Raw genomic sequence first — 23279 nt, forward strand, 5'->3', positions numbered from 1 at the left:
TAGTGGTTTTCAGTTGTCCATTCTTTGTTATGGGGTATGCCGAAAAAGTGAGAATCCTCAATATTTTCGAGTTGGCTACTCAATTTGAAGGAAGCTGAAAACACATTGTGTAAGCAGCTGTTATTTTTAACAAATATCAATTCGAAAGTTAAATCATTCTCATCGGGAAATCGATATAGTGTGATATGAAAAAAGGGACACACTTGTTGAGTGTGTCCCTTTTGGATTTTGAAAGTAAGCTGATAATGATCAGATAACTTGCGGTACTTCGTTTGAGTGATTGTGTGCTCGATTCACCCACATTAACCCAAGCATTGCAATTACCGACATTGCCATCATCAAAATGCCCAAAGGCATCTGGTTATGCGCTGGAAATAGTGACGCGAGCAAAGTTGCGACACCTGCCCCCAAGTTTTGCATGCCACCCAATGTCGCGCCTGCTGTTCCTGCATGGTATGGGAATGGCGCAATCGCTCCAGTTGTTGCTGCTGGGAAGAGAATGCCCGCACCCAAAAAGTACACGGTTGCGCCTCCAACTAGCGTTAATGCCGTGGTTAAACCAAACAAGCCTGGGATGAGCACAATAGCAGAGCCTACAAAAATAGAGACCAAGCCTACATTTAGAGCACGACGCTCAGAGCGACGTCTTGCGATGTAGCTAGATAAGCCCGCACCCACCAAGTAACCTGGGATCGGCAATATAAACAGCAAACTTACCGTTGTTGCAGGTAATTCTAATACCCCACCTAACAACACCCCAGCCGCCGCTTCGAATACACCCACACCAGCGAATGTTGCAACCAGGCAAATCAAAAAGCCTTGAAAGCGACGGTCAGACAAAACGTGTTTGTAGCTTTTGGCTACTGGTTCGAATTTGCGTTTCTCTTTTGGTAGCGTTTCCATCATGCTTGTCATCATGGTGATCACAACCGCGATAGCAAATAGCGCTAAGAACAAGTAGCTCGACCGCCATCCGAAAGCTTCTGTTAGGTAACCGCCTAATACTGGTGCCATTAATGGTGAGAAAATCACACACATGCTAATTAAGCTGTTTGCTCTGTGTAGATCAGAGCCTTCAAAGCAATCGCGAGTCAGAGTGCGTGACATCGCACCGCCGCAGCCAATACCTAAGCCTTGGATAAAGCTACCAATCAAGAACCATTCAAATTGATGTGCAAATAATGCCACCAGTGTACCCGCGATGTAGATAAGCAGCCCGACGATGATGATCGGTTTGCGTCCCAAGCGGTCCGATAGTGTGCCATACGCAAATTGCGACAAGCCATATGGGATTAGGTAACAAGCCATCACAGCTTGAAGTGATGACGCAGATACCAAAAACTCGCCCGCCATATGACCGATTGAAGGCACGTACATTGTCTGGGTCATTTGACCCACGGCAGTCAATATAGCGATTAAAAAGGTAAGTTTCGCTAATGGAAACGAAGCAGACATTTGCGTATCTCTCCAAAAAATTTAAGACGTAAAAACCCTTAGCACTCTTTTACAGAGTGCCAACTGAATTCTTGTGTTGCGGGGGGTATTTGCGCGAGATAATAGTGCTTGCTTGTATAATTAGCAATCGAAAAGTGTGAAGTTGAGCAAGATAAAAATCTATGATTTCAATTAGAAAAACTAATCCGATTTTGTTTTCAAAAAGCGGTGCATTTCTTTGTCTAATTACGTTAAATTTTTTACTTTTCGTGAATAGAATGAGCCTTATAGGTAACTGGTTTTAATGGTTAAAGTGCAAAAATAAAGCGTCTGATCGGTTGAGGTGAGTTCAAGATGAAACGAGTGAATAAAAGGTAGAGGAAAGCATCAGAAAGAAAAGGGAGCCGAAGCTCCCTTAGAAATGATTATGTCTATTCGCGCTCAGATGCGTATGCGTAAAGCATTTCTAGTGCGATGGTTGCTCCCGCTAGTGCGGTAACATCACTGTGGTCGTATGGAGGCGATACTTCGACAACATCCATACCCACGATATTCATGCCGGCTAAACCACGAATAATTTTCAGCGCTTTGTCTGAGTTCAAGCCACCACAAACTGGTGTACCAGTTCCCGGTGCGAAGGCCGGGTCTAAGCAGTCGATGTCAAAAGTGACATATACTGGCTTGTCTGCGACGGTGCGACGAATTTCTTCTAGGATCTCGTTCACCGACATGTCATTCGCTTGCATCGCATTAATCACATTGAAGCCGTGATCTTGCTGTTTGTACTCCGTACGAATGCCGATTTGTATTGAGTTCTTCGCTGAGATCAAACCTTCTTTCGGCGCATGGTAGAACATCGTACCGTGGTCGTATGAACTGCCATTTGCATAGGTGTCCGTATGAGCATCAAAGTGAATCAAAGCCATTTGGCCATGATGCTTCGCATAGGCACGTAGGATAGGTAGCGTGATGAAGTGGTCACCGCCCAATCCCAACATGGTTTTACCACTTTTTAGAATTTCACTGGTTGCCGCTTCAAGGCGGTAAGTAAAATCTTCCGCATCACCGCAATCGAACACGAGATCACCTGCGTCGATCACTTTCAGTTTATCCAATACGTTGAAGCTCCAAGGGAACTTCTTACCTTCCCATGCCAAGTTGACTGAGGCACGGCGAATTGCATCTGGACCCATACGCGCACCTGGACGACCAGATGTTGCCATGTCCAGAGGGACTCCCAACACCACAACGTCTGCGTCTGCCGATACCGGGTTACGAATGTACGGCAGACGTAAAAACGACATAGAGTTGGAGTAAAGCGAATAATCAGTTTTAGTAAACAAATCATTCATATCAGAAGTCCTCTAAATAGGTGTATCCTGCTAGACCTTGTTCTAGTTCTGCTAGGATTTGTGCTTGTTCATTGGCTTCAACTCGCTGTGAAACCAATTGTTTATAATTGTCACGAATCGCATCCACGTCGATATGAACGTAGCGCATCATGTCTTCTACACTATCACCTTCGTTGATGTAACTGATCTCAAATTGACCGTGTTCATCAACATTGACTACAGCACTGTGGGTATCACCAAATAGGTTGTGCATGTCACCAAGGATTTCTTGGTATGCGCCTACTAGGAAAAAGCCCATTAAGTACGGTTTGTCTTTGCTCCAAGCTGGTACAGGTAGCGTGCTCTCGATGCCTTGACCATCAACGTAGTGATCGATCGCGCCATCAGAGTCACATGTGATGTCCAACATCACTGCACGACGCTCTTCCGCCTCGCCCAGACCAGAAAGTGGCAGAACAGGGAACACCTGATCAATACCCCAAGCATCTGGTAGAGATTGGAAGAGAGAGAAGTTCACGAAGAACTTATCCGCAAGACGTTCGCTCAACTCGTCCAGAATCGGACGGTGGAAGCGATTCTTAGTGCTCATCTTGCGGCTTAATTCGAAGTAAATGCGCAGTGACAATTGTTCTGCCCACGCACGTTGTTCCAAGTTAAGCACGCCTGTAGCAAATTGAGAGTGCACTTCTGCCAAATCACTTTGGGTATCATTGTAAATCTCAATTAACGCACGAGCGTCTGTACCATCTTGTAAGTTTTCCCAGTTTCGCCACATGTTTTGTAGCAAAAGCGGAGCGTCATCATCAAGCTCATGTACTTCTTCCGGTAGGTACGACTCGGTACCAATTACGTTAGAAATCAACACAGCGTGGTGCGCTGTTAGCGAGCGACCCGATTCCGAAATGATCACTGGCATTGGTTGTTCGTATTGCAGACACACATCGCCCACTGTGTTGACGATATTACGTGCGTATTCTGCAAGGCCGTAGTTCATCGAATTCGATGATTGGCTGCGTGTGCCGTCATAATCCACTGCCAAGCCGCCGCCCACATCGAAGTACTCGATGTTTGCACCGAGTGCGCGTAGTTCGCAGTAGAAACGTGCAGACTCGTTCACACCATTGCGTACATCACGGATGTTTGCCATCTGTGAACCAAGGTGGAAGTGAACCAGTTGCATCGCGTCTAGGTTGCCTTCGCGTTTAAGACGTTCAATAACGCTAAGCACTTGCGATGCTGATAAACCAAACTTCGATTTTTCACCGCCACTTGCTTGCCATTTCCCTGCGCCTTGAGAGGCGAGGCGAATGCGTAAACCAAGGCGCGGTTTTACGCCCAAACTTTTCGCTTCTTCTAGTACCAGATCCAGCTCAGAAAGCTTCTCTAGTACGATGAATACCTTGTGACCCAGCTTTTCACCGATCAGTGCAAGACGCACATACTCACGGTCTTTGTAGCCATTACACACGATCACGGAGCTACCTTGTTGAGCCAATGCAAGTACCGCCAACAATTCTGGCTTGCTACCCGCTTCAAGACCAAGCTGCTTGGTTTCTAGTTGAGCTTGGCTCGCTAGAATTTCATCCACCACTTCACGTTGTTGGTTTACTTTAATTGGGTACACCAACAAGTATTTGTTTGGATATTGGTATTCTTCAATTGCTTGGTTGAATGCGTGGCAAATACCATGCACACGTTGGTGCACGATTTGCGGGAAGCGTACTAATACAGGCAGATTTAACTGCTTCGCTTCTAGCTCATTTACAATAGCGCTGAAAGGGATTTGATGTGCACGATCACTACGTGGTGATACATATACTTCGCCTTGGTCATCAATGCCGTAGAAACCTTGGCTCCAGTAGTGAACGTTGTAGTCCGCGCGGATGCGGTCTAATTTAGTTGCTTTTTCCAACTCGATTCTCACAAAAATGTACTTAACTCCTTAATTAATTAGAAGGAAAAGTACAAAAAAGCAAATCATGAGGCATTTACCTCATACCCTGACACGAACTCCGTGTGCGCGCATTAACGGATAAAAGTGCCTTTGAGTCTAATGATTAAAATCTATCATCTCGATTATGATTTGTTGTCGTCGCTACGTGTGAATATTTGTTTACCGAAGCGTCCATTCTGCTGTTATAGTTGGTCTGACCAGTAAGGGTTCGGTCATGAAGCATCTCACTAAAATAAGGACATATTTTGCAGCTGCACAGAATTCAGGGGTACATTCAGACCATGTATCTCGCCGAATATCCCGATAAATTATTGTTGCTTGATGGTGCCAGTCGAGCAGACATTCCTCATCTTAAAGACTTTATTGAACATCAACTCCATCGTCCTTTTTCTGACCTAAAGTTGGTTGTTGTGACCCACATGCATCCAGACCATGCTGGTGGTGCGCACAAACTACGTGATTTAACAGGATGTAAGCTATTGGCCGCAAAGCGAGAGAGCCAGTGGTATAGCGGTGTAGACGGTTGGCTAATGCATTTGACCGATTTAATGTTAGCACGCTGGATGGCGAATCGGATGCGTAAACCAAAGCAAAACCTGTGGTATTCCCGCAAGTTAAAGCCAGATATTGAACTTATTGATGGAGAGTTTATTCCTGGATTTGATGATTGGCAGGTGCTAGAAACGCTAGGGCATACTGATCGAGATCTGTCGGTTTATCATTCTGAACAAGATGTGCTGTATGTGGCGGATTTAATGGTGCAGGTGAAAAAGCATCTGATTGCGCCGTTTCCCATATTTCATCCGAATCAATATCGGCAATCATTAAAGCGTGTGTTTGAGATGAATCCGCAATGTTTGCTTCTGGCACATGGGGGAGAGGTGACTTTGGATGAAAAAGCGTATCAGCACATTTTGAATACAGCGCCGACTAAGCCAATGACGCACTGGCGAGTGACAAAAGTTAAAGCGAAGGGATTGTTGTTTGCGTTATTTCGTAGGAAGTAGGCGAAGATAAAGCCAGACGAGTGATGCTCAACAAAAACGTTCGATCACTCATCTGAAGCTACGGGGTTAAGATGCCAATAAGTGAGATTGGCTAGGATCAACGAGCACTTTGTCTGCCATGCCTTGACGACCTAACAACATCATGTAAGTCATTTTTTCACGGTTAGTCAACGTAATGTCGATTGGCCATTGTTGGTCGCCCATACGCAGCATCGTTGTGATCACGCAGCGGTGCTCAAAAGTACCGTTAGAAGATTTAACCTTACGGTTTGCTTTTAGTTTCGCTGTGCAGCGAACCACTTGTTCTAAATGGTATACATCTGGGTGTAGATCGAATGCAACATAAGACTGACCATCTTTTTCAAAGCAATCAATATTGTCTACATGTAATGAAGAGGTTTGAGCGCCTGTATCAATACGCGCTTCAAGGTGAGTAATCCCTAACTCTGGCAAGCAAATAGCTTCGGCATTCCCAATGATCATTTTCTGATTCATAGTGTCATCCTAGCGACGAGTAACAAGAGAGCCGGTTTTTGGCTCTCTTGTGCGTTAAACAAAAATCAACCTTTACCGCGAGTACGGTTTGAATTTGGCTTAGCGTTTTTCTCGATAAAATCGAAGATCATACCTGCAATGTTTTTACCCGTTGCTAGTTCGATGCCTTCTAGACCAGGGGAAGAGTTCACTTCCATTACCACTGGGCCATTTTTAGATTGAAGGATATCCACACCACAAAGGTTCAAGCCCATCACTTTCGCTGCATTTACAGCGGTCGCACGCTCTTCTTTGCTCAAACGCACGAGTTGTGCAGAGCCACCACGGTGAAGGTTGGAACGGAACTCGCCTTCTTTTGCTTGGCGCTTCATTGCGGCAATCACCTTATTTCCGACAACAAAACAACGGATGTCCGCGCCTTTTGCTTCTTCGATAAATTCTTGCACCATGATGTTAGCTTTCAAACCCATGAAAGCTTCAATCACGCTTTCTGCCGCTTTATTTGTTTCAGCAAGTACAACACCAATGCCTTGAGTGCCTTCTAGCAATTTAATCACTAAAGGTGCGCCACCAACGTTTTTGATCACGTCCTGAATATTGTCAGGATGGTGAGCAAAGCCAGTGCGTGGCAAACCGATGCCTTTACGTGATAGCAGTTGTAATGAGCGCAACTTGTCACGAGAGCGGCTGATCGCGACAGATTCGTTGACACAAAATGTACCCATCATTTCAAACTGACGTACAACAGCAGTGCCGTAAAACGTAATAGATGCCCCAATACGCGGAATAACAGCATCGTATTGCGGTAATTCTTCACCCTTGTAGCGGATCTTAGGGTTGTTGCTCGTAATGTCCATATAACAGTGAAGCGTGTCGATCACATCGATTTGATGCCCACGTTCTTCACCCGCCTGTTTTAGGCGCATGGTTGAATATAAATTCTCATTACGAGAGAGAATAGCAATACGCATGGCAATTCCTTAGTAAGTCAGTACCAAATTAAAATATAAGTATAGAGCATAGAATGCAGTAGGCAGGTGATCATGTTATGACATAACCTACTTACTTCAACGATTTAGAATTGTGGTTGAACAACCACGTCGTCAGAGGTGCGCACCTTAGGGCGTTTTTTTGTGAGATGAAAACGAAAAAGCATCGTCGACACGACAAAAATATTTTATCGAACGCTCACGCCTTGCGGTATGAGACTGTCAAGGGTGAGAAAAATAAAATTGAGTAAAAATTTCATCGCTTTGTCACGAATTATCGCTTAAAAAAGCGGCCAATTTGACCGCTGTTTTTAGCTGTTTTTAGCTGTTTTGATAGTGACTTAAAAAAAGTTCCGCCGTTTGGGTCGCTAACAGCCTAGATTCTTCATTCGACAAAGAGGGGCGAATTCCCATTAACTGCGGCCAGAATGCACTGCCTTTAAGTAAGTTGTGCAATTGAGTGCTTGCTATATGTACATCATCAATTTGCAAAGCGTTACTGTTCGATTTCTCAGTAAGCCAACGATACAGGGCGGTTTCCTGTTTCGACATTTGTTCTGCTTGTTCTTTGAGATCTTCCGGCTTAAATAAGAAGTGCCCAAATGCCACTTTTGCCAGCTCAATATAGTTTGGTTCCGTCACCACAATGATCTCGCTGTAGAGTAATTCAATCAATTGATCTTTTAGCGGGAGTGTTGGTAAACGTTCAATGTCGCTATCCATCATTGAAGAACGCCATAGTTCGGTTAGTAACTCTGTCACGATCGCTTCTTTAGAAGGGAAATGGTTGTAGACCGTGCGCTTAGAGACTTGTGCGATTGCAGAGAGCTTATCCATGCTGGTGTTTTGCACCCCAAACTCTTGGAACGCTTGCCTTGCCGCGCATAAGATGGCTTCTCTTTTGGTTTCGCTACGACTTTTTCTTTTTACATTCATAAGCTTGCTAATTTAAGAAGATCATTTCTTGATCTATTTTACACTAAGTAGTTTACTTTTGATAATTAGAATGTAAACTGCACCGTGTAGTTTACTTTTGTTCGGGTTAACTTTTTATGAAAAAAACTTTGCTAGCCACAGTAGGAGCGTTCGCGATGGGTACATCCATGATTTCTTGTTCTAATGTTGATACTGAAAAAGCGCCAACATACCCGGACAAATTTGCAAATACAGAGTTGGAATACAAAAGCGGTTTGGGCGACATGTTCGAAATCATGAAAGCGTATTTTACGACTGAGCGCCTTAACCCAACACCAACGATTGAAATTCCAGTGCATGCGATCACAGCGCAGCAGTTGTTAGAAGAGCAAGATGATGTCATCTATCGTCTGGGTCACTCAAGCGTATTAATGAAGCTCGATGGAAAACTGGTGATGACCGACCCTGTATTCAGTGATCGCGCGTCTCCTGTGAAATGGGTTGGACCAAAACGTTTTCACAAAACCCCCATCACGATAGAAGATTTGCCAACTATCGATGTGGTGGTGATCAGTCATGACCATTACGATCACCTAGATAAAGCTTCTATTAAAGTGCTAGGCGACAAAGTGGGCACTTTCTTGGTGCCGTTAAAAGTTGGCCAATTGCTGGTGAATTGGGGTGTACCCAAAGAAAAAGTGATCGAACTAGACTGGTGGGAGTCACACTCTGTTGACGGCATTGAATATACACTAACTCCGACTCAGCATTTCTCTGGTCGAGGTTTGACAGACCGCGATACGACGCTGTGGGGCAGTTGGGTTATCAATGCACAACAACACAAAGTGTTCTTCAGTGGTGACTCTGGTTACTTCAATGGCTTTAAAGAGATTGGCGAAAAGTACGGTCCATTTGACTTCACCATGATTGAAACAGGTGCGTACAATGAACTCTGGTCAGACATTCACATGTTCCCAGAGCAAAGCGTTCAAGCACACATCGATGTGCAGGGCAAAGTTATGATGCCGATCCATAACAGCACGTTTGATTTATCGATGCACGATTGGAATGAACCGATGCAACGCGCGTTAGACATCAGTGAAGAGCGCGGTGTAACGTTAGTTAGCCCTGAGATTGGTCAACGCTTGGCGATTGCGGAGCCTCAGCCTGCTCAGGCATGGTGGCAATAATTGCTGAACTAAACAGCCAAACACCAGAATAGTTAAGTCACTTATCAGTAGTTACTATTAGTAGTTACGTGGTCAGGGATAAGGATAAAGATGCGATGAAAGCAAAATGGACGTTGTTACTTACATTAAGCATTCTGCCTACCTTTGCACTAGCAGGGGTAGAGCAAGATATCTCGACGTTGATAAAACGAGTTGAGCAATCCTCTTGCACCTTTATCCGCAACGGCAAGGCGTACACTAATCAAGAAGCGGCAGAACACATGCGCAATAAATGGGATTACGCCAAAGATGACGTTGATTCCGTGGATGTGTTTATAAAAGAGGTCGCGTCAAAGAGCTGGTTATCTGGCAAACCATATTGGGTGGATTGCCAAGAGGAACGCATTACCAGCGAAGAGTGGCTAACATCATTGATGCGCGCCACCGATCACATCCAATAACACTTCTTTGATGGTCTGATAGCGCAGAGGTAGAGCACGACTGCGCTTACGAACTAGAAATAGCTCTTCACATACAGTGTTTTTCAATTGAGCAATGTGTAACGTGTCTTTTAGCGGAAAATTGTCGACCGCACTTTGAGGCAGCACGGTGAAGCCAAGTCCTTTACTGACAGGTAGCAAAATTTGGCTCAATTGATTTACGTAGCCGGATAATGGTAAATCGCTCATCTTAATTTCTTGGAGCTGTGGTTCTTCACATTGGTCAAAAAACAGCGTCATGTAATGCTCGGCATCAGGGTGGCTAATGACACCACAGTCATGCAAGAGTTGTGGCGTTATCTGCTTATTTTGATAATGCTTTGGCAGAACCAAGCACAACCTCTCTTTACCAATTCGCTCACTGTGAAACAGACCTTTGTTGGGAACATCAGTCACGATACCAATATCGATGTGCCCTTGCGTTATGGCGTTGAGAATAGATTGATTTGGCGCGGCTTCTAAATGTAACGATAAGCTCGGGTGCTGTTTTTGCTTCTCCAAAATGGGCCCATACAACATTAACGCCATTGCACCAGAACAAGCCAGTTTACAGTGGCCTGAAAACGCATCATCAAAACTGAGCTCTTCGAGCAGCTTCTTCTCTCTATCTTCTAACTCGAGCGCATATGCGTAGACAATCCTGCCTTGCTCGGTTAATTCGAAGCTTTTGTTTTCGCGCTTGATCAAGGCATGCTGACAACTTTGCTCTAATTTTTTGATGTGTTGGCTGACGCCAGGCTGAGTCATAAAAAGTTTTTCTGCCGTTTGCGTAAAATGACCGACTTCAATCAATGTCTTAAATGTATGTAACCAAACAGGATTAAGCATAGTGTGTGATTTTCTGAGAGCTTTGTTGGGAGACGTAAAGAAAATGATAGCACGGTGTTTTATGAAAACAGAGAAGACTTAAACGATAAAGATGAATCTTTATCAATACATTACAGACAAAATAAAACCCCGCCTGGTTTCCCAGACGGGGCTTATTCTTTTTCGCAGCAATCCAGCTACTAATAGGTGCTCCCTGCATCTATCCTTGATTGTGGCTAAGTCCTTTAACCGAGTTCCTTGTTCATCGCCTTCCTAGCGGTGTCCATTCTTGCCTATCATCCTGACGGGCGAACTCTATCCTAGAGCTTAACTACATCCTTGCTGACAACTCATCCTAAGCTATCAAATCTTCATCCTGAAGATACCCAATCCTTTAGGCTTTTTTCCTGTTCCCGCCAACATCCTGTCGACAAATTGAGTATTGATGTTTTGCTGATTTGACTCAATTAACTTTTCTAAATTATTTTTACTTATTATTTTAAGTGAATTTAAATATTACTTTTAAATCATATATTTAGTGTTTTTTCTGGCATTGCTCTTAGAGGTGATTAATCTATTTGCTTACAACTCTTGTAAGAGATCTCGCACAAGTTTGGTGGTGAATGTATTAATGTGCGCTTTTTGTTCCGAGTTCTGTGGATTGAACTGGATCACAATGCGTTAAAAGGGAGACGATAAAGATGAAAGTGAATTGATCTTGAGTAGAGATTTGTTTGAAAAGAAATAAAAATTCTTGCGGTTTTTATAAACAGTATGGTAAATCTGAAATGCCCACCTTGTTAATCCTTATTAAGATTCAATGACAGTATAAGTAGGGAACTTGATTGCCATTTTTCTGTCATATCTGGTGAGTAAGTTAACCGTGTCAGATAGATAATATGCCGTTTGCCAGTAAAAACAGGCTGCAAGAAATCGGTAATTATCATTATGTTGTGAAATTGGTCACGGTTAAATGATTGATTCCCTTATAGATTGAAGGGGATACGACCTTAGACAATAAGCTCCATGAGGAGCGTTACTTATATAAGATGAGGGACTTTACTATGAAAAAGACTAGAAGAGCTCAGCTACATCGTGTGCGTATTCAATACTGGAAAGACACGAAAGACGCCCCAGCTAAAAAATCATAGTTAATTATACCTAACGGCACGAGCTGGCTGTGGAACGCAGTTTCCCGTTGATTGCCAGCTCAAAAACGCCACAATCACTCCGCGCAACTTCCCAAGCGCCCTATTTTTAATATCGCATTCTTCCAAAAATAAAAAAGCCAGTCTTAAGACCAGCTTTCTCTACCATTTACTGAGCTCTGCGTATTACAGGTTGCCCTTTAGTTACAGGTAGTTGGCGTCAACTAGTTCGCCCGCTTGCGCGCTTTTCACTTCTGGACGTGCTTCTAACCATTTGATAACTTGAGCTTTCTGTTCTTCAGTCGCACTGCCGTAACGGTCAGTAGAACACAGGAAGCCTTCAAACAGTTCTAGACCACCGCCACCGAAGCAAAGACCAAGCTCGTCAATGTAGTCGATAAAGTCATCAACGAATGCATCGTAACGGTCGAAGTCGTTAATGTCTGTTTCACAGCTGATCTCGAAACCTAGGATTGCGAACTCACCTAAGAACAGCTTTTTACGGATACGACGGCTCTTGTTATCGATCTTGTCTAATTTCATGATTATCTCTCGTAGATGATTTGATTTCGTATACCTTATACCTTCTATCACACTTTAGCCCAAGTAAAATCAGAATGAAGCGATACAGTTGGTTGTTATGTGACCAGAATTTAATTGCTTCGTTAGCTGTGTTGGTTTGGTTTGCAGTATTGTTGAAACACAAGTTTCATATGTTTTAAGCACTTTTGTCATTTTTCTTATCCAAACTTCTTGCCGTTCAACTAATCACTTATTTATTAATTAAACTATAAGATCGGGAAAGTAAAAATGAGCAAGGAAACCTTTGACGCGACGCGTTATAACCAAAGTGAAAACAAACCATTTGAAGATGTATTAGAAGCGAGCCTATCTCGACGCAGCATTCTGAAAGGTGGTTTAGGTATCAGTGCGATGACAGCGTTTGGTGCTTTCGGATTGGCTGGTTGTAACTCGTCTGACTCAGGGAGTACAGTAAGCAGTGGTTCGGGCGCATCTAAAGCCGTTCTTAACTTTGAATCTATCCCAGGCTCACTCACTGACGCAGTTTCAATTCCACAAGGCTACACCGCACAAGTACTAGTACCTTGGGGAACACCACTTAATGCACAAGGCAGCGCATGGCAAAATGATGGTACCAACACCAGTACCGATCAGTTAAATGCGCTAGGCATGCACCATGACGGTATGCATTTTTTCCCATTGAACGATAGCACTACAGATGGCTTGCTATGTATTAACCACGAGTACATCGACACATCAGCACTGCATCCAAACGGTCCGACGGTTGAAAATGGCGTACGTACCATTGTAGATGAAGTGCGCAAAGAGATTAACGCGCACGGTGTATCAGTGGTTCGCATTCAACTGGAAGATAACATGTGGAAGTTGGTTGATACCGACCCACTAAACCGTCGTTATACTGGTGCGACAGTCATGGATTTGTCTGGCCCGGTAGCCCACACATCTTTAACTGTCACTCGTTTCTCACCAGATGGCAGCCAAGCGCGTGGTACGTTAAACAACTGTGGCAACGGCTACACGCCGTGGGGCACTTACTTAACGTGTGAAGAGAACTGGCCTGGTTACTTTGTTAACGCCGGGACTCGTACAGAAGAGCAAGATCGCATTGGTGTTGATGACCAAAGCACACGCTACTTGTGGGAGACATTAGCAGGTAATGCAGAAGAGCGTCTTGATGAGTTCTCTCGCTTTAATGTGGCTCCAACAGGAGCAAGTGCGATGGATGATTACCGTAATGAAGCCAATGGTCACGGTTACATTGTCGAGATTGACCCTTACACGCAAAACTCACGTGCGAAGAAACGTACTGCGCTAGGTCGTTTCCGTCACGAGGGTTGTACTTTCGGTAAGCTTGAAGAAGGCAAACCAGTGGTATTTTATTCTGGTCACGATTCTCGCTTTGAATACCTATACAAATTTGAATCTGCGGCAGCGTGGGATCCAGCAGATGCTAACCCTGATAACCGCTTGGCGATGGGTGACAAGTACATGGACGAAGGCACACTGTATGTGGCGCGCTTCAATGAAGACAGCACAGGTACTTGGTTACCATTAACGCTTGATAGCGTAACAACCGCTGGTGGTACGTTAGCGGATCACTTTAACTCACTGGCTGAAATTATCATCAATACTGCTGGCGCGGCGGATTTAGTTGGGGCAACACCAATGGATCGACCTGAGTGGTGTACGGTTGATCCATTCACGGGTTCAGTATATTTAACATTGACGAACAATACGCGCCGTACAGATGAAACCAACCCTGCGAATCCACGTTTGAATAACAAGTTTGGTCATGTTATTCGTTGGGATGAAGGTGCTTCAGCAACTGACTTTACTTGGGATATCTTTGTCTTCGGTTCGCCAGCAAATGGTGATGCAGATACCAACCGTTCTGGCTTGAATGAGCTAAACCAGTTTGCGAGCCCAGACGGATTAGCGTTTGATGGCCGTGGTATTTTGTGGATTCAGACTGATAACGGCGCAGATGAAGTCACGTCTTACACCAATGATCAAATGTTGGCTGTTGTTCCATCTAAGCTAACAGATGAGAATGGTGATCAAGCTGTGATTGGTGCGGATAATCAAGCTGAATTGAAACGCTTCTTTGTCGGACCAAATGGTTGTGAAGTAACAGGCTTTACCATCAGCCCTGATTACAAATCATTGTTTGTGAATATTCAGCACCCAGGCAACTGGCCATACAGTGAAGATGCAGCCGAAGAAACGCCTGCTGGTGTTTCTGTGCGCCCACGAGCGGCGACAGTGGTTATTCGCCGTGAAGACGGTGGAGAGATTGCAGTTTAAACACCTTAAAATTCAAGCCCTGCAATTGCAGGGCTTGATGGTTTAGGCGAATGCCTAGTTGCACTTTGTACCTAGACAACAGGCTTAGCTTTTCAATGAACCGCCTGAAGTACGAATCACGTCTTGATACCAGAAAAAGCTTTTCTTACGTTTACGTTCTAGCGTTCCTTGCCCATCATCATGACGATCGACATAGATAAAGCCGTAACGTTTGCTCATCTCAGCGGTTGAGTTCGCGACCAAATCGATTGGCCCCCAGCTGGTAAAGCCCATCAACTCAACGCCATCCAGAATCGCTTCGTGTGCTTGCACAAGGTGGTCGTTCAAGTAAGCGATGCGGTAATCATCTTGAATCTCACCGTTTTCATCGATTTCATCACGTGCACCTAAGCCGTTTTCTACGACAAACAGTGGTTTTTGGTAGCGATCGTGAAGGAAGTTCAGCAGAATGCGCAGGCCTTTTGGATCGATCAACCAGCCCCATTGGCTCTTCTCAAGATATGGGTTTGGTACGCTATCGACAATGTTACCCACTTCCTTCTGTTTCGGGTCTGCACTTGCACAGCCACTTGCGTAGTAGCTGAATGAGATGAAATCGACACTTGCCGATGCAATTTCTTCTAAGTCGCCTGCTTCCATCTGAATTTCGATGCCGTTTTCACGGAAGTAACGCTTCATGTAGCCAGGGTACTGACCACGTGTTTGCACATCACCGAAGAACAACCACTTGTTGTTTTCATGCCTTGCTGCCAGCACGTCATCAGGATTACAGGTGTATGGGTAGTTGATTGCGCCAAGCAGCATGTTACCAATCTTGCCGTTTGGTACGATTTGCTGACACAGTTTTACCGCTTTTGCGTTTGCGACTAGCTGGTGGTGAATCGCTTGGTAAATCTCTTGTTCATTGGCGTCTTCTTGCAAACCAACACCAGTAAATGGTGCGTGTAGAGACATGTTGATTTCGTTGAACGTTAACCACAGCTTCACTTTGTCTTTGTAGCGTTCCAGCACTGTGCGAGCATAACGTTCGAAGAATTCGATGACGCGACGATCGCCCCAACCGCCATAGTTTTCAACCAGTGCGTAAGGCATTTCGTAGTGAGATAAGGTCACGAAAGGTTGGATGTTGTGCTCGGCAAGTTCGTCAAAAATTTTATCGTAGAACGCCAAACCTTCTTCGTTCGGTTCTAACTCGTCCCCGTTCGGGAAGATGCGGCTCCAAGCTAAAGATAGGCGCAGACAGTTAAAGCCCATCTCTTTGAACAGCGCGATGTCTTCTGGGTAGCGATTGTAGAAGTCGATCGCCACGTCTTTGATACCCGGTGTACGCTCTTCACGGGTTTGATGCGGACTCAAAATACCGTTTGGCAGCATGTCTGATGTCGATAACCCTTTACCCCCAAGGTTGTACGCCCCTTCTACTTGGTTTGCAGCAATGGCACCACCCCAAAGAAAATGTTCAGGAAACTTAATCATGTTTCTCACTCTTTATCGTTCGGAAGTTATTCGTCTTATTTGCTTGAGAATAGTGTAGGTCAAGGAGGGATTCTTGTATCGAGATCGTGTTTTTCTCAAACAGCGGGGATGCCTAGTTCTAATGATGATTTTGTAATCAATATCACCTTAGGCTGATTTGAACAATAAAGTGAAAGTCAGCCCATTTTGTTCATTCTTATGCACAGTAATTTGTCCGTTCATATCACGCATATTGTTGGCCGTAATCGCTAAACCCAGCCCCAATCCTTCACCAATTTTCTTTGAGGTTTGGAAGGGTTCGAACATGGATTCAAGCATCTCATCCGACACGCCGCAGCCATTATCACTGACGATCAGTTCGACCCGATTGCCAGTTGGGTTGACGATCAAGTTGAGCTGCGGGTTGGTGGTGTTGTTCATTGCGTCTAGCGCATTCGAGACAAGATTACCGAGCACCTGAAGCAGTCGTTGTTCTTCACCCATGATGTTAGGTAAGTCATGAGGAACTCGAACACGCACATCCACCTTGTCTAATTGGGATTGATAAACGCGTAAGGTCTCTTCGAGTGCGGAGGTAAGAGAAATTGCCTGCAAGCTTTCTGGTTTGTTATAGGCAAACGTCTTTAGCTGGCTGGTCATGCTTGCCATGCGATCAATTAGCTTCTGGACCAATACGTTGTTAGCTTTCATCATCTCGGTTTCACCGCGTTCTGCTAGTAGCTCGTTCGTGGTTAGCAGGGTGCGCAAGCCCGTCAGTGGCTGATTGAGCTCATGAGTAATCGCGCTCGACATGCGACCCAAAGCGGCCATTTTGCTCGATTCAATTAACTGGCTTTGCGCTTCTTTTAGCGCTTGAGTTCGCTCTTCTACTCGCTGCGCCAGCTCTTGGTTGACCTGTTGCAGTGATTGCTCGGCTTTTTTCCGCTTGCTGATGTCGATGATCGTCGCAAGGAAATACTGCTCGCCATGCCAAGGGAAACTGGTCAGTGAGAACAAGACAGGGAAGACGCTACCGTCACTTCGTCTGGCAATGGTTTCGACCGTACTGATCTCTGCGAGCTCTTTATGTTTAGGTAAATCCTTAAGCAACTTGAGTGTGGTGGAATTGGGATTGCCTGCATCGAATAACTCCCAAGCAAAAGCATGTCGATTGACGCTTTCTGGTAAACAGAACAAACGCTTCGCCATTGGGTTGAGATCGAATAGTTGCCCTTGTTCATCAATCAATAACAAACCTACGTGGGTCTTATTGATCATCTGTTTCAAGCGGCGTTGGGACTCTTCCAACAGAGCTTGAATTCGTTGTTGATTGATGTGCTTTTGGCGACGTTGTAGACCAATGATGACGAGTAATATAACCAATAAGAGTAGCGCTGCTACGCTCCAACCAATTACGTTGATGGTTTGCTGAATCGGCTTAGAAGGGGTGAGGTAGCTTACGTACCAATTCAAATCATCCAATTTTACGGTGTGCGCAAAATAGCGTTGCTGATTGAGCGTCCACACACTGATATTGGTGTTGTCGTATAAGCGCTGCGTTTCTAACTGAACGGTGTTGCTCGGTTCGTTAAACCAGTCTGCGTTATAAAGCGAGCTGCTTGATAGGAAAAAGCGTTGCTGGCGATTTTGCAACGTAATGATGTCTTGGCTAGTAATGGTCTGTTCGGTCAACAAGCTGAGGTTGATCTGCACCACCACAATGCCTGCGATATCCAGACCGTCGTAGATAGGGGCTGCAAGGTAATACAACGGACTCGAACCTTTGGTTTTGTTCACCAAGGAAACACCACCGCCTTGATTGTGAATTTGTTCCACAATGGCTTTTCGGTCAGACAGGCTAAAGCGCTCTTCGATCAAACTTGAGACCAATACTTCGCCAGAGTTAGACAGGATTAGCCAACCTTCGGTATTGGCGGCTTTATCTAGCTGAGTCAGTTGGGTTTGCAATGGCTCGTAATAAGTCAGATTCCCTTTCACAAACGCGATGGTTTCTGGGTTATTGGTTACGAGGTAAGGTAAGTGGTAGAAGCGTTTGAGTGCACGGCGAACTTCACCAATATAGTCGAGTAGTTTTTGTTGAGCTTCGGTTTGAGTTTGTACACTCAACCACTGACGGGCAACCTCTCTGCTGGCGCTATAGCAAGACAACATCAGCACTGCCGCAATTGCGACCACAAGCCATGTTTTGCCATTCCTTTTGCGCTGCATACCGACTCCATTCAGCTAGTGCGTTCTCACCAACAGTCATTAAAGAGTGCGCCTAACTGGTTGGATGTTAAAGACTTGTAAGCAAGAAGTGAGATCTAGCTCCTTTTCTCCTCAGTGGTTTTTGCTACCGTTAATAAAGATCGATTTCTTTCCCACCCCATAAAGCAGGCAGTAACTCATGGCTTTTGACGACATCCCTAAAATTGCACTTATCGAAGACGATGACATTGTTCGTCAGGCTACCAGTCAGTGGCTGCAACTGGCGGGGTTCGACGTGACCGCATTCAGTTTAGGCGAAGAGGGCAAAGCGGCCATTCTTAGCCAAGAATTTGATGCGATTGTCAGTGATGTTCGCCTGCCAGACACCGATGGTTTGTCGATACTAGAAAGCCTGATTGCCAATCACATTCCAACGCCAGTTATCTTGATCACCGGACATGGTGACGTTGATATGGCGGTAGGCGCATTACAAAACGGTGCGTTCGATTTTATCGAGAAACCTTTCCAACCGGAGCGCTTATCTCAACGTGTGACCGAAGCGGTTGAGAGTTATCGCGCACAAACGTCTACTCAAGATCGTCAAGAGTACCTTTCTAGCGTTAGCGGCTTAGAAGAAGTGTTGATTGGCCGAAGCCGAGTTATGCAACAGCTTAGAGAACAAGTAGCCAAGTTAGCGCGCATTGATACTAACGTGATCATTTACGGCGAAACCGGTTGTGGTAAAGAGCTAGTAGCGACCAGTTTGCATAATGAAAGCCAACGTAGAACCCATCATTTTGTGCCAATCAACTGTGGCGCGATTCCTGAGAACCTGTTTGAAAGTGAGCTGTTTGGGCATGAAGCTGGGGCATTTACCGGAGCGGGTAAAAAGCGCATTGGTAAATTGGAATACGCGGATAAAGGCACCTTGTTCTTTGATGAAATCGAGAGTATGCCGCTGTCGATGCAGGTGAAAGTGTTGCGTTCATTACAGGAACATACAGTAGAGCGCGTTGGGGGCAATCAGCAGATCTCAGTTGATTTGAGAGTGATCGCCGCCGCGAAAGAAGATCTCAATGATCATGATGAGTTTCGTCAGGATTTGTATTATCGACTCAATGTGGCGCAGATCTATTTGCCACCGCTACGCGAACGAGAAGAAGATGCGTTGATCTTGTTCGAACACTTTGCTTTGAAAAGTAACCCTGAAAGCCGCCCACTGAGTGAAGCCGATAGAAAAGCCATTCTTGCTTACGCTTGGCCCGGCAACGTGCGTGAGCTTAGAAATGTAGCGATGCGTTTTGCTCTGGATGAAACCGTCTCAGTAATGGAAATTCTCTCCAGTCGACCATCTTCTACAACCGAAGAGACACAAGCAGGCGTTCCGTTGGCGATTCAGCTACATAATTTTGAGCGTAAAGTGCTGCATGATTCTTTAGTCAGGCATCATGGACGCATCAATGAGGTGATGCAGGAGTTGGATTTACCACGTCGAACCCTTAACCAAAAGATGCAGAAGTTTGGTTTGAATCGCTCCGACTATACTTAGTGCGATTTCTAGCTAATTCGAAATCACTGGCATAACAAACATGTTATGCGCTTTTGGCAGGAGCTGGGACAAACTTATAATTTAGGTCTTTACCTTCTCCAAACAAGGTAACGAGGTTCCTTCCTGTATGTTTAGAGCTATATAGCGCTTCGTCTGCTTCAGCAAGCGCCTCTTGAAGTGATTGCCCCTTAGATAACTGACTGATACCAAAGCTCATGGTCACTTCAGTTTTAAATGATTGCAAAGCGGTTTCAGTTTCGACCGCAAGGCGAATTTGCTCTGCGAAAATTTTGGCTTGCTGTGCTTTTTCGAGCAAAACAATCATGAACTCGTCACCACCAAATCGCACAATGCAGGCTGACTCAGGAAGATGCTTTTTAAAAATAGTGGAGATCGTTGCCATGACGGAGTCGCCAACCGTGTGACCATAGTGATCATTAATCGCTTTGAACTTGTCGACATCAGTCATAATAATGCTGATTGCTTGGTTTTTTTTATGTGCTTTACTAACCAAGTTTGGAACGATTTCTTCCATGGCTCGACGATTATATAGCCCTGTGAGTGCATCTAAATGAGAGAGATCATTAATGGATTGCACCAAGCGTCCGTTAATTAACCACAGCATACTAAAGCTCAAAGCAACGATCAGGCAGATGCTAAATAAGAAAGTCAGCTGATGGATAAGGCCTGCGACCATAAAACTTGGTAACTCACCTGAAAAAGTACTCCAAAGCGCCCTAAATCCCATAAAAAAACTAAATCCAAAGAAAGAGTAAGCCATTGCTTTAACAGGGAGCTTTAAGTCCTTTTGGGTACCTTTAAGCATGGCGACACCACTAAAGAAGGTGACGATACAAATATACGTGCTCAGATAAATAATACGGCTTTTGATAGAAGGGTCATGGAAGGTGAAATAGTAAAATGAACCACTAAAAACAGGTGTTAACAAGGTGAGACAGTGAGCCAATTTTAAAGGGTATTGACGAAAAATGCTTACGCTATATAGCGTAAGCAAGAAGCCGACTAATATGAGAGTGTTGGCTATGACGATGGTCAGCCAGTCTGGCGCAGAGCCTCTAAAGCCAAGTAAAAAAGGACCTAAACCAATAAACAGTAGTGATATCGAGAAGGTTTTTAGGCCTTTGACTCTACCCTGAGTGTATTGATAACAAAGCAGACTAATAGAGTAAATGCAAGAGAACAGAATAACGATAAAGTTCAGTGTTCTGATGTCTAGATACTGATTATCCATAGGCGACCCATATCAATCTTTCATTCAGGCAACTCCTTTGCCTGATATCAATAAGCGAGCTACATAGTAACGCACTTATTGAGCGATGTCTTATGTTAAACGGCTATTCATTCACCAGCTCGAATTGTTCGGTTTGGTTGGTTTTCGTCGTAAACAGCAGACCAACAATCATCATAAATACGCTAGGCACAATCCAGCTAGCAAAGTCATTGTACAGAGGCATGTAATTACCCATCCACTCATCAGTGGAACTTGGCATGTAACCTAGGATGTGCAGCGCATCAACACAACCAAACGCTAGAGCAGTGAATGCGGTCGCTACCACCATGATTTGCGACATCTTGTTGCGCACTGGTGCCATGATCATCAACGCAATTGCTACTGGGTGAAGAGCCACAACGGCTGGCAATGTGATAGCCAATAGTTGTTCTAGGCCTACGTTAGCGATTAGACCTGCTAACACCATGGTCGTGATAACGCAGCCTTTGTAGTTCACTTTGCTGAAAGTGTTGTCGTAAAACTCACTGCCTGCTGTGGTTACGCCGATAGCAGTAGTCAAACACGCTAATACCATCACGGCACCAAGTAATAGTGAGCCAAATGCGCCGAAGTGGCTGAAGGTGAATGCCGTTAAGATGTCGCCGCCATTACTGAACTCAGAACCCAAGTATGAGCTTGTCGAACCAATGTAAGCCAATGAGATGTAGACAAATGCCATGGCAACCGCGTACATCAAAGCTGCGATCAGCGTGTATTTTGCGGTGGCTTTCGGACAATCCACACCCATGCTGCGAATCGCGCGGAAGATGATCCAACCAAAACCGATAGAACCTAGCGCATCCATCGTCATGTAGCCTTGGGTCAAGCCTTCAGCAAATGCACCAGATACGTACGGTCCTGTTGCGGTAGTTAGCTCACCTGCAGGAGAAACCAAAGCCGTCACAGACATGATGATTAAGATAGCCATCAATGCAGGCGTTAAGATCTTGCCTAGGTTGTCGACCAACTTACCCGGATATAGGGCAAATAGAATGGTGATGGCACAGAAGGCAATAGTGAAAGGCACCAAAGCGGCGTCACCAAACATTGGCGCAAAGCTGAATTGGTAAGCCACGGTAATTGCACGTGGGATTACGAACGCAGGGCCAATCACAATAAATACCATCACCCAAAAACTGGTCGCCAAAGGTTTAGGCAGGGCTGCGGTTAATTTTTCTGAACCGTTTACGATAGCGACCATCACTAGTGCCATTGCAGGCAGACCTACGCCCGTTAAGAGGAAGCCAGACATCCCGCTCAGAAAGTTTTCACCTGCTTGATAACCCAAAAATGGAGGGAAGATCAGGTTACCCGCGCCTAAGTACATGGCGAAAGTCATGAAGCCCAAAGCGGCGATATTGCGTGCGCTTAACATTGTTATTCCTCTTATGTTTCGCTTGGAAGAAACTGAAAGGAATGGGAGGAGTATGTGGTGTTCCCGTCAGCTTCTTCTCAAGCTGACAGAAAGTTTAGATATAGCCTGTCAGCTCTGAATCAGTTTCAGAGAGAGCAGGAGGATCGCAGCAGCAACGCCAGATGGGCGTTTTAAAGCGAATTGTAATTGCGCAGTTGCTGACATGGGTGATCCTTAATGACAAAAAAATACCAAGGAATACGTTTGCCTTGGTGTGTTGTTACCCTAACGAACATAGGGCTATTGGCACAACCCCGAAGTAGAAAATAAGTTGATACGGTCAATGTTTGTTTCTGAACTGGTGGATCGAACTGCTTTTTAAATTCAAAATTAGAATAAATGACTTTTCATTTCTGTAACATGGCTTGTTTTGCTGTATTTTTGTGCTATTTGTAGTCGTTTAGGCTATAAACTTCCGCTGATAAAGTGAGCAGTTTAGAATGATGCGCTTTTTCTTCTTATTGTTAAGACGCTCATTAGTTGCAATTCAATCCAAAATTGCATCGGCAAAATATTGCTTATTAGTGAATCGTGCATTTATTTTGTCTTGATCACATTTTATTAACCTTTTGCGATCTAGGCGTGCAACCTTCTCCTCTTCAATGAGCAAGATCTTGCTCATTACTTTGCTATCAAATCAGCATGATTTTGCTCATTTTTGATGTCTTTCAGCTCTTAGTTCAATAAATACAAAGGGTTAAAAGTTGGCATTTCAATTGCTCTAGGGAATGTGTTGTTAATAAAG

17 protein-coding genes are annotated in these 23279 nt (G+C 44.7%); 5 read left to right on the plus strand and 12 right to left on the minus strand.

What is annotated here, in order from left to right; genetic code table 11:
- Nucleotides 1-249: 249 nt before the first annotated feature.
- The 3 genes from emrD to speA all read right to left on the minus strand — a co-directional run bounded on the left by emrD (nucleotide 250) and on the right by speA (nucleotide 4698).
- Nucleotides 250-1455, minus strand: a complete 1206-nt coding sequence (gene emrD / locus R7Z78_RS06885; RefSeq protein ID WP_005374234.1) for a multidrug efflux MFS transporter EmrD — start codon at nucleotides 1453-1455, stop codon at nucleotides 250-252.
- A 410-nt stretch (nucleotides 1456-1865) separates the two neighbouring features.
- Nucleotides 1866-2786, minus strand: coding sequence for an agmatinase (gene speB, locus R7Z78_RS06890; protein ID WP_005374233.1), 921 nt, complete (start codon nucleotides 2784-2786; stop codon nucleotides 1866-1868).
- A gap of 1 nt (nucleotide 2787) precedes the next feature.
- Entirely contained in the window at nucleotides 2788-4698 is a 1911-nt protein-coding gene (gene speA / locus R7Z78_RS06895) for an arginine decarboxylase (RefSeq protein ID WP_033906546.1), read from the minus strand.
- A gap of 323 nt (nucleotides 4699-5021) precedes the next feature.
- On the opposite strand from speA, the gene R7Z78_RS06900 reads away from it, so the two are divergent.
- A complete protein-coding gene (locus tag R7Z78_RS06900) occupies nucleotides 5022-5747 on the plus strand; it encodes an MBL fold metallo-hydrolase (protein ID WP_064354549.1) in 726 nt (241 codons plus the stop codon).
- A 66-nt stretch (nucleotides 5748-5813) separates the two neighbouring features.
- On the opposite strand, the gene R7Z78_RS06905 is transcribed toward R7Z78_RS06900, so the two are convergent.
- The 3 genes from R7Z78_RS06905 to R7Z78_RS06915 form a co-directional block, all read right to left on the minus strand.
- Nucleotides 5814-6242, minus strand: coding sequence for an ATP-dependent zinc protease (locus tag R7Z78_RS06905; RefSeq protein WP_005384193.1), 429 nt, complete (start codon nucleotides 6240-6242; stop codon nucleotides 5814-5816).
- 65 nt (nucleotides 6243-6307) lie between these two features.
- On the minus strand, nucleotides 6308-7213 hold the full coding sequence (gene rimK, locus R7Z78_RS06910) for a 30S ribosomal protein S6--L-glutamate ligase (RefSeq protein ID WP_005374224.1): 906 nt from the start codon (nucleotides 7211-7213) through the stop codon (nucleotides 6308-6310).
- Nucleotides 7214-7552: 339 nt separating this feature from the next.
- The gene (locus tag R7Z78_RS06915) at nucleotides 7553-8167 is read right to left on the minus strand and encodes a TetR/AcrR family transcriptional regulator (protein ID WP_104976319.1); all 615 of its coding nucleotides are present in this window, start codon (nucleotides 8165-8167) and stop codon (nucleotides 7553-7555) included.
- Between the two features lie 155 nt (nucleotides 8168-8322).
- Here R7Z78_RS06915 and R7Z78_RS06920 point away from each other — a divergent pair, with 155 nt between their 5' ends.
- The gene (locus R7Z78_RS06920) at nucleotides 8323-9336 is read left to right on the plus strand and encodes an MBL fold metallo-hydrolase (RefSeq protein WP_104976318.1); all 1014 of its coding nucleotides are present in this window, start codon (nucleotides 8323-8325) and stop codon (nucleotides 9334-9336) included.
- Between the two features lie 95 nt (nucleotides 9337-9431).
- Complete coding sequence (locus R7Z78_RS06925; protein WP_033906240.1) at nucleotides 9432-9776, plus strand: DUF5329 family protein; 345 nt, start codon at nucleotides 9432-9434, stop codon at nucleotides 9774-9776.
- Here the strand turns inward: R7Z78_RS06925 and R7Z78_RS06930 are convergent.
- Both R7Z78_RS06930 and R7Z78_RS06935 read right to left on the minus strand, forming a co-directional pair.
- Nucleotides 9744-10643, minus strand: a complete 900-nt coding sequence (locus R7Z78_RS06930; RefSeq protein ID WP_005384184.1) for a LysR family transcriptional regulator — start codon at nucleotides 10641-10643, stop codon at nucleotides 9744-9746. The two genes, R7Z78_RS06925 and R7Z78_RS06930, sit on opposite strands and share 33 nt — an antisense overlap.
- A gap of 1331 nt (nucleotides 10644-11974) precedes the next feature.
- Nucleotides 11975-12313, minus strand: coding sequence for a YggL family protein (locus R7Z78_RS06935; protein ID WP_005374208.1), 339 nt, complete (start codon nucleotides 12311-12313; stop codon nucleotides 11975-11977).
- A gap of 267 nt (nucleotides 12314-12580) precedes the next feature.
- On the opposite strand from R7Z78_RS06935, the gene R7Z78_RS06940 reads away from it, so the two are divergent.
- Nucleotides 12581-14617, plus strand: a complete 2037-nt coding sequence (locus tag R7Z78_RS06940; RefSeq protein WP_104976317.1) for a PhoX family protein — start codon at nucleotides 12581-12583, stop codon at nucleotides 14615-14617.
- A gap of 84 nt (nucleotides 14618-14701) precedes the next feature.
- Here the strand turns inward: R7Z78_RS06940 and R7Z78_RS06945 are convergent, their stop codons facing one another.
- The gene (locus tag R7Z78_RS06945; protein WP_053307124.1) at nucleotides 14702-16093 is read right to left on the minus strand and encodes a glycoside hydrolase family 1 protein; all 1392 of its coding nucleotides are present in this window, start codon (nucleotides 16091-16093) and stop codon (nucleotides 14702-14704) included.
- Between the two features lie 147 nt (nucleotides 16094-16240).
- Nucleotides 16241-18301: a sensor histidine kinase gene (locus tag R7Z78_RS06950; protein WP_104976316.1), complete on the minus strand. Its 2061-nt coding sequence runs from the start codon at nucleotides 18299-18301 to the stop codon at nucleotides 16241-16243.
- Nucleotides 18302-18479: 178 nt separating this feature from the next.
- Here R7Z78_RS06950 and R7Z78_RS06955 point away from each other — a divergent pair, with 178 nt between their 5' ends.
- Nucleotides 18480-19829, plus strand: coding sequence for a sigma-54-dependent transcriptional regulator (locus R7Z78_RS06955; RefSeq protein ID WP_053307126.1), 1350 nt, complete (start codon nucleotides 18480-18482; stop codon nucleotides 19827-19829).
- A 43-nt stretch (nucleotides 19830-19872) separates the two neighbouring features.
- Here R7Z78_RS06955 and R7Z78_RS06960 read toward each other — a convergent pair whose 3' ends face one another.
- Nucleotides 19873-21081 (minus strand): GGDEF domain-containing protein, encoded by a 1209-nt coding sequence (locus R7Z78_RS06960; RefSeq protein WP_053307127.1) that lies wholly within the window; start codon nucleotides 21079-21081, stop codon nucleotides 19873-19875.
- A 103-nt stretch (nucleotides 21082-21184) separates the two neighbouring features.
- Nucleotides 21185-22495: a branched-chain amino acid transport system II carrier protein gene (gene brnQ, locus R7Z78_RS06965; RefSeq protein WP_053307128.1), complete on the minus strand. Its 1311-nt coding sequence runs from the start codon at nucleotides 22493-22495 to the stop codon at nucleotides 21185-21187.
- Between the last annotated feature and the right edge of the window lie 784 nt (nucleotides 22496-23279).

Source organism: Vibrio sp. 1167 (assembly GCF_033340375.1).
Classification (GTDB): Bacteria; Pseudomonadota; Gammaproteobacteria; order Enterobacterales; family Vibrionaceae; genus Vibrio; species Vibrio alginolyticus.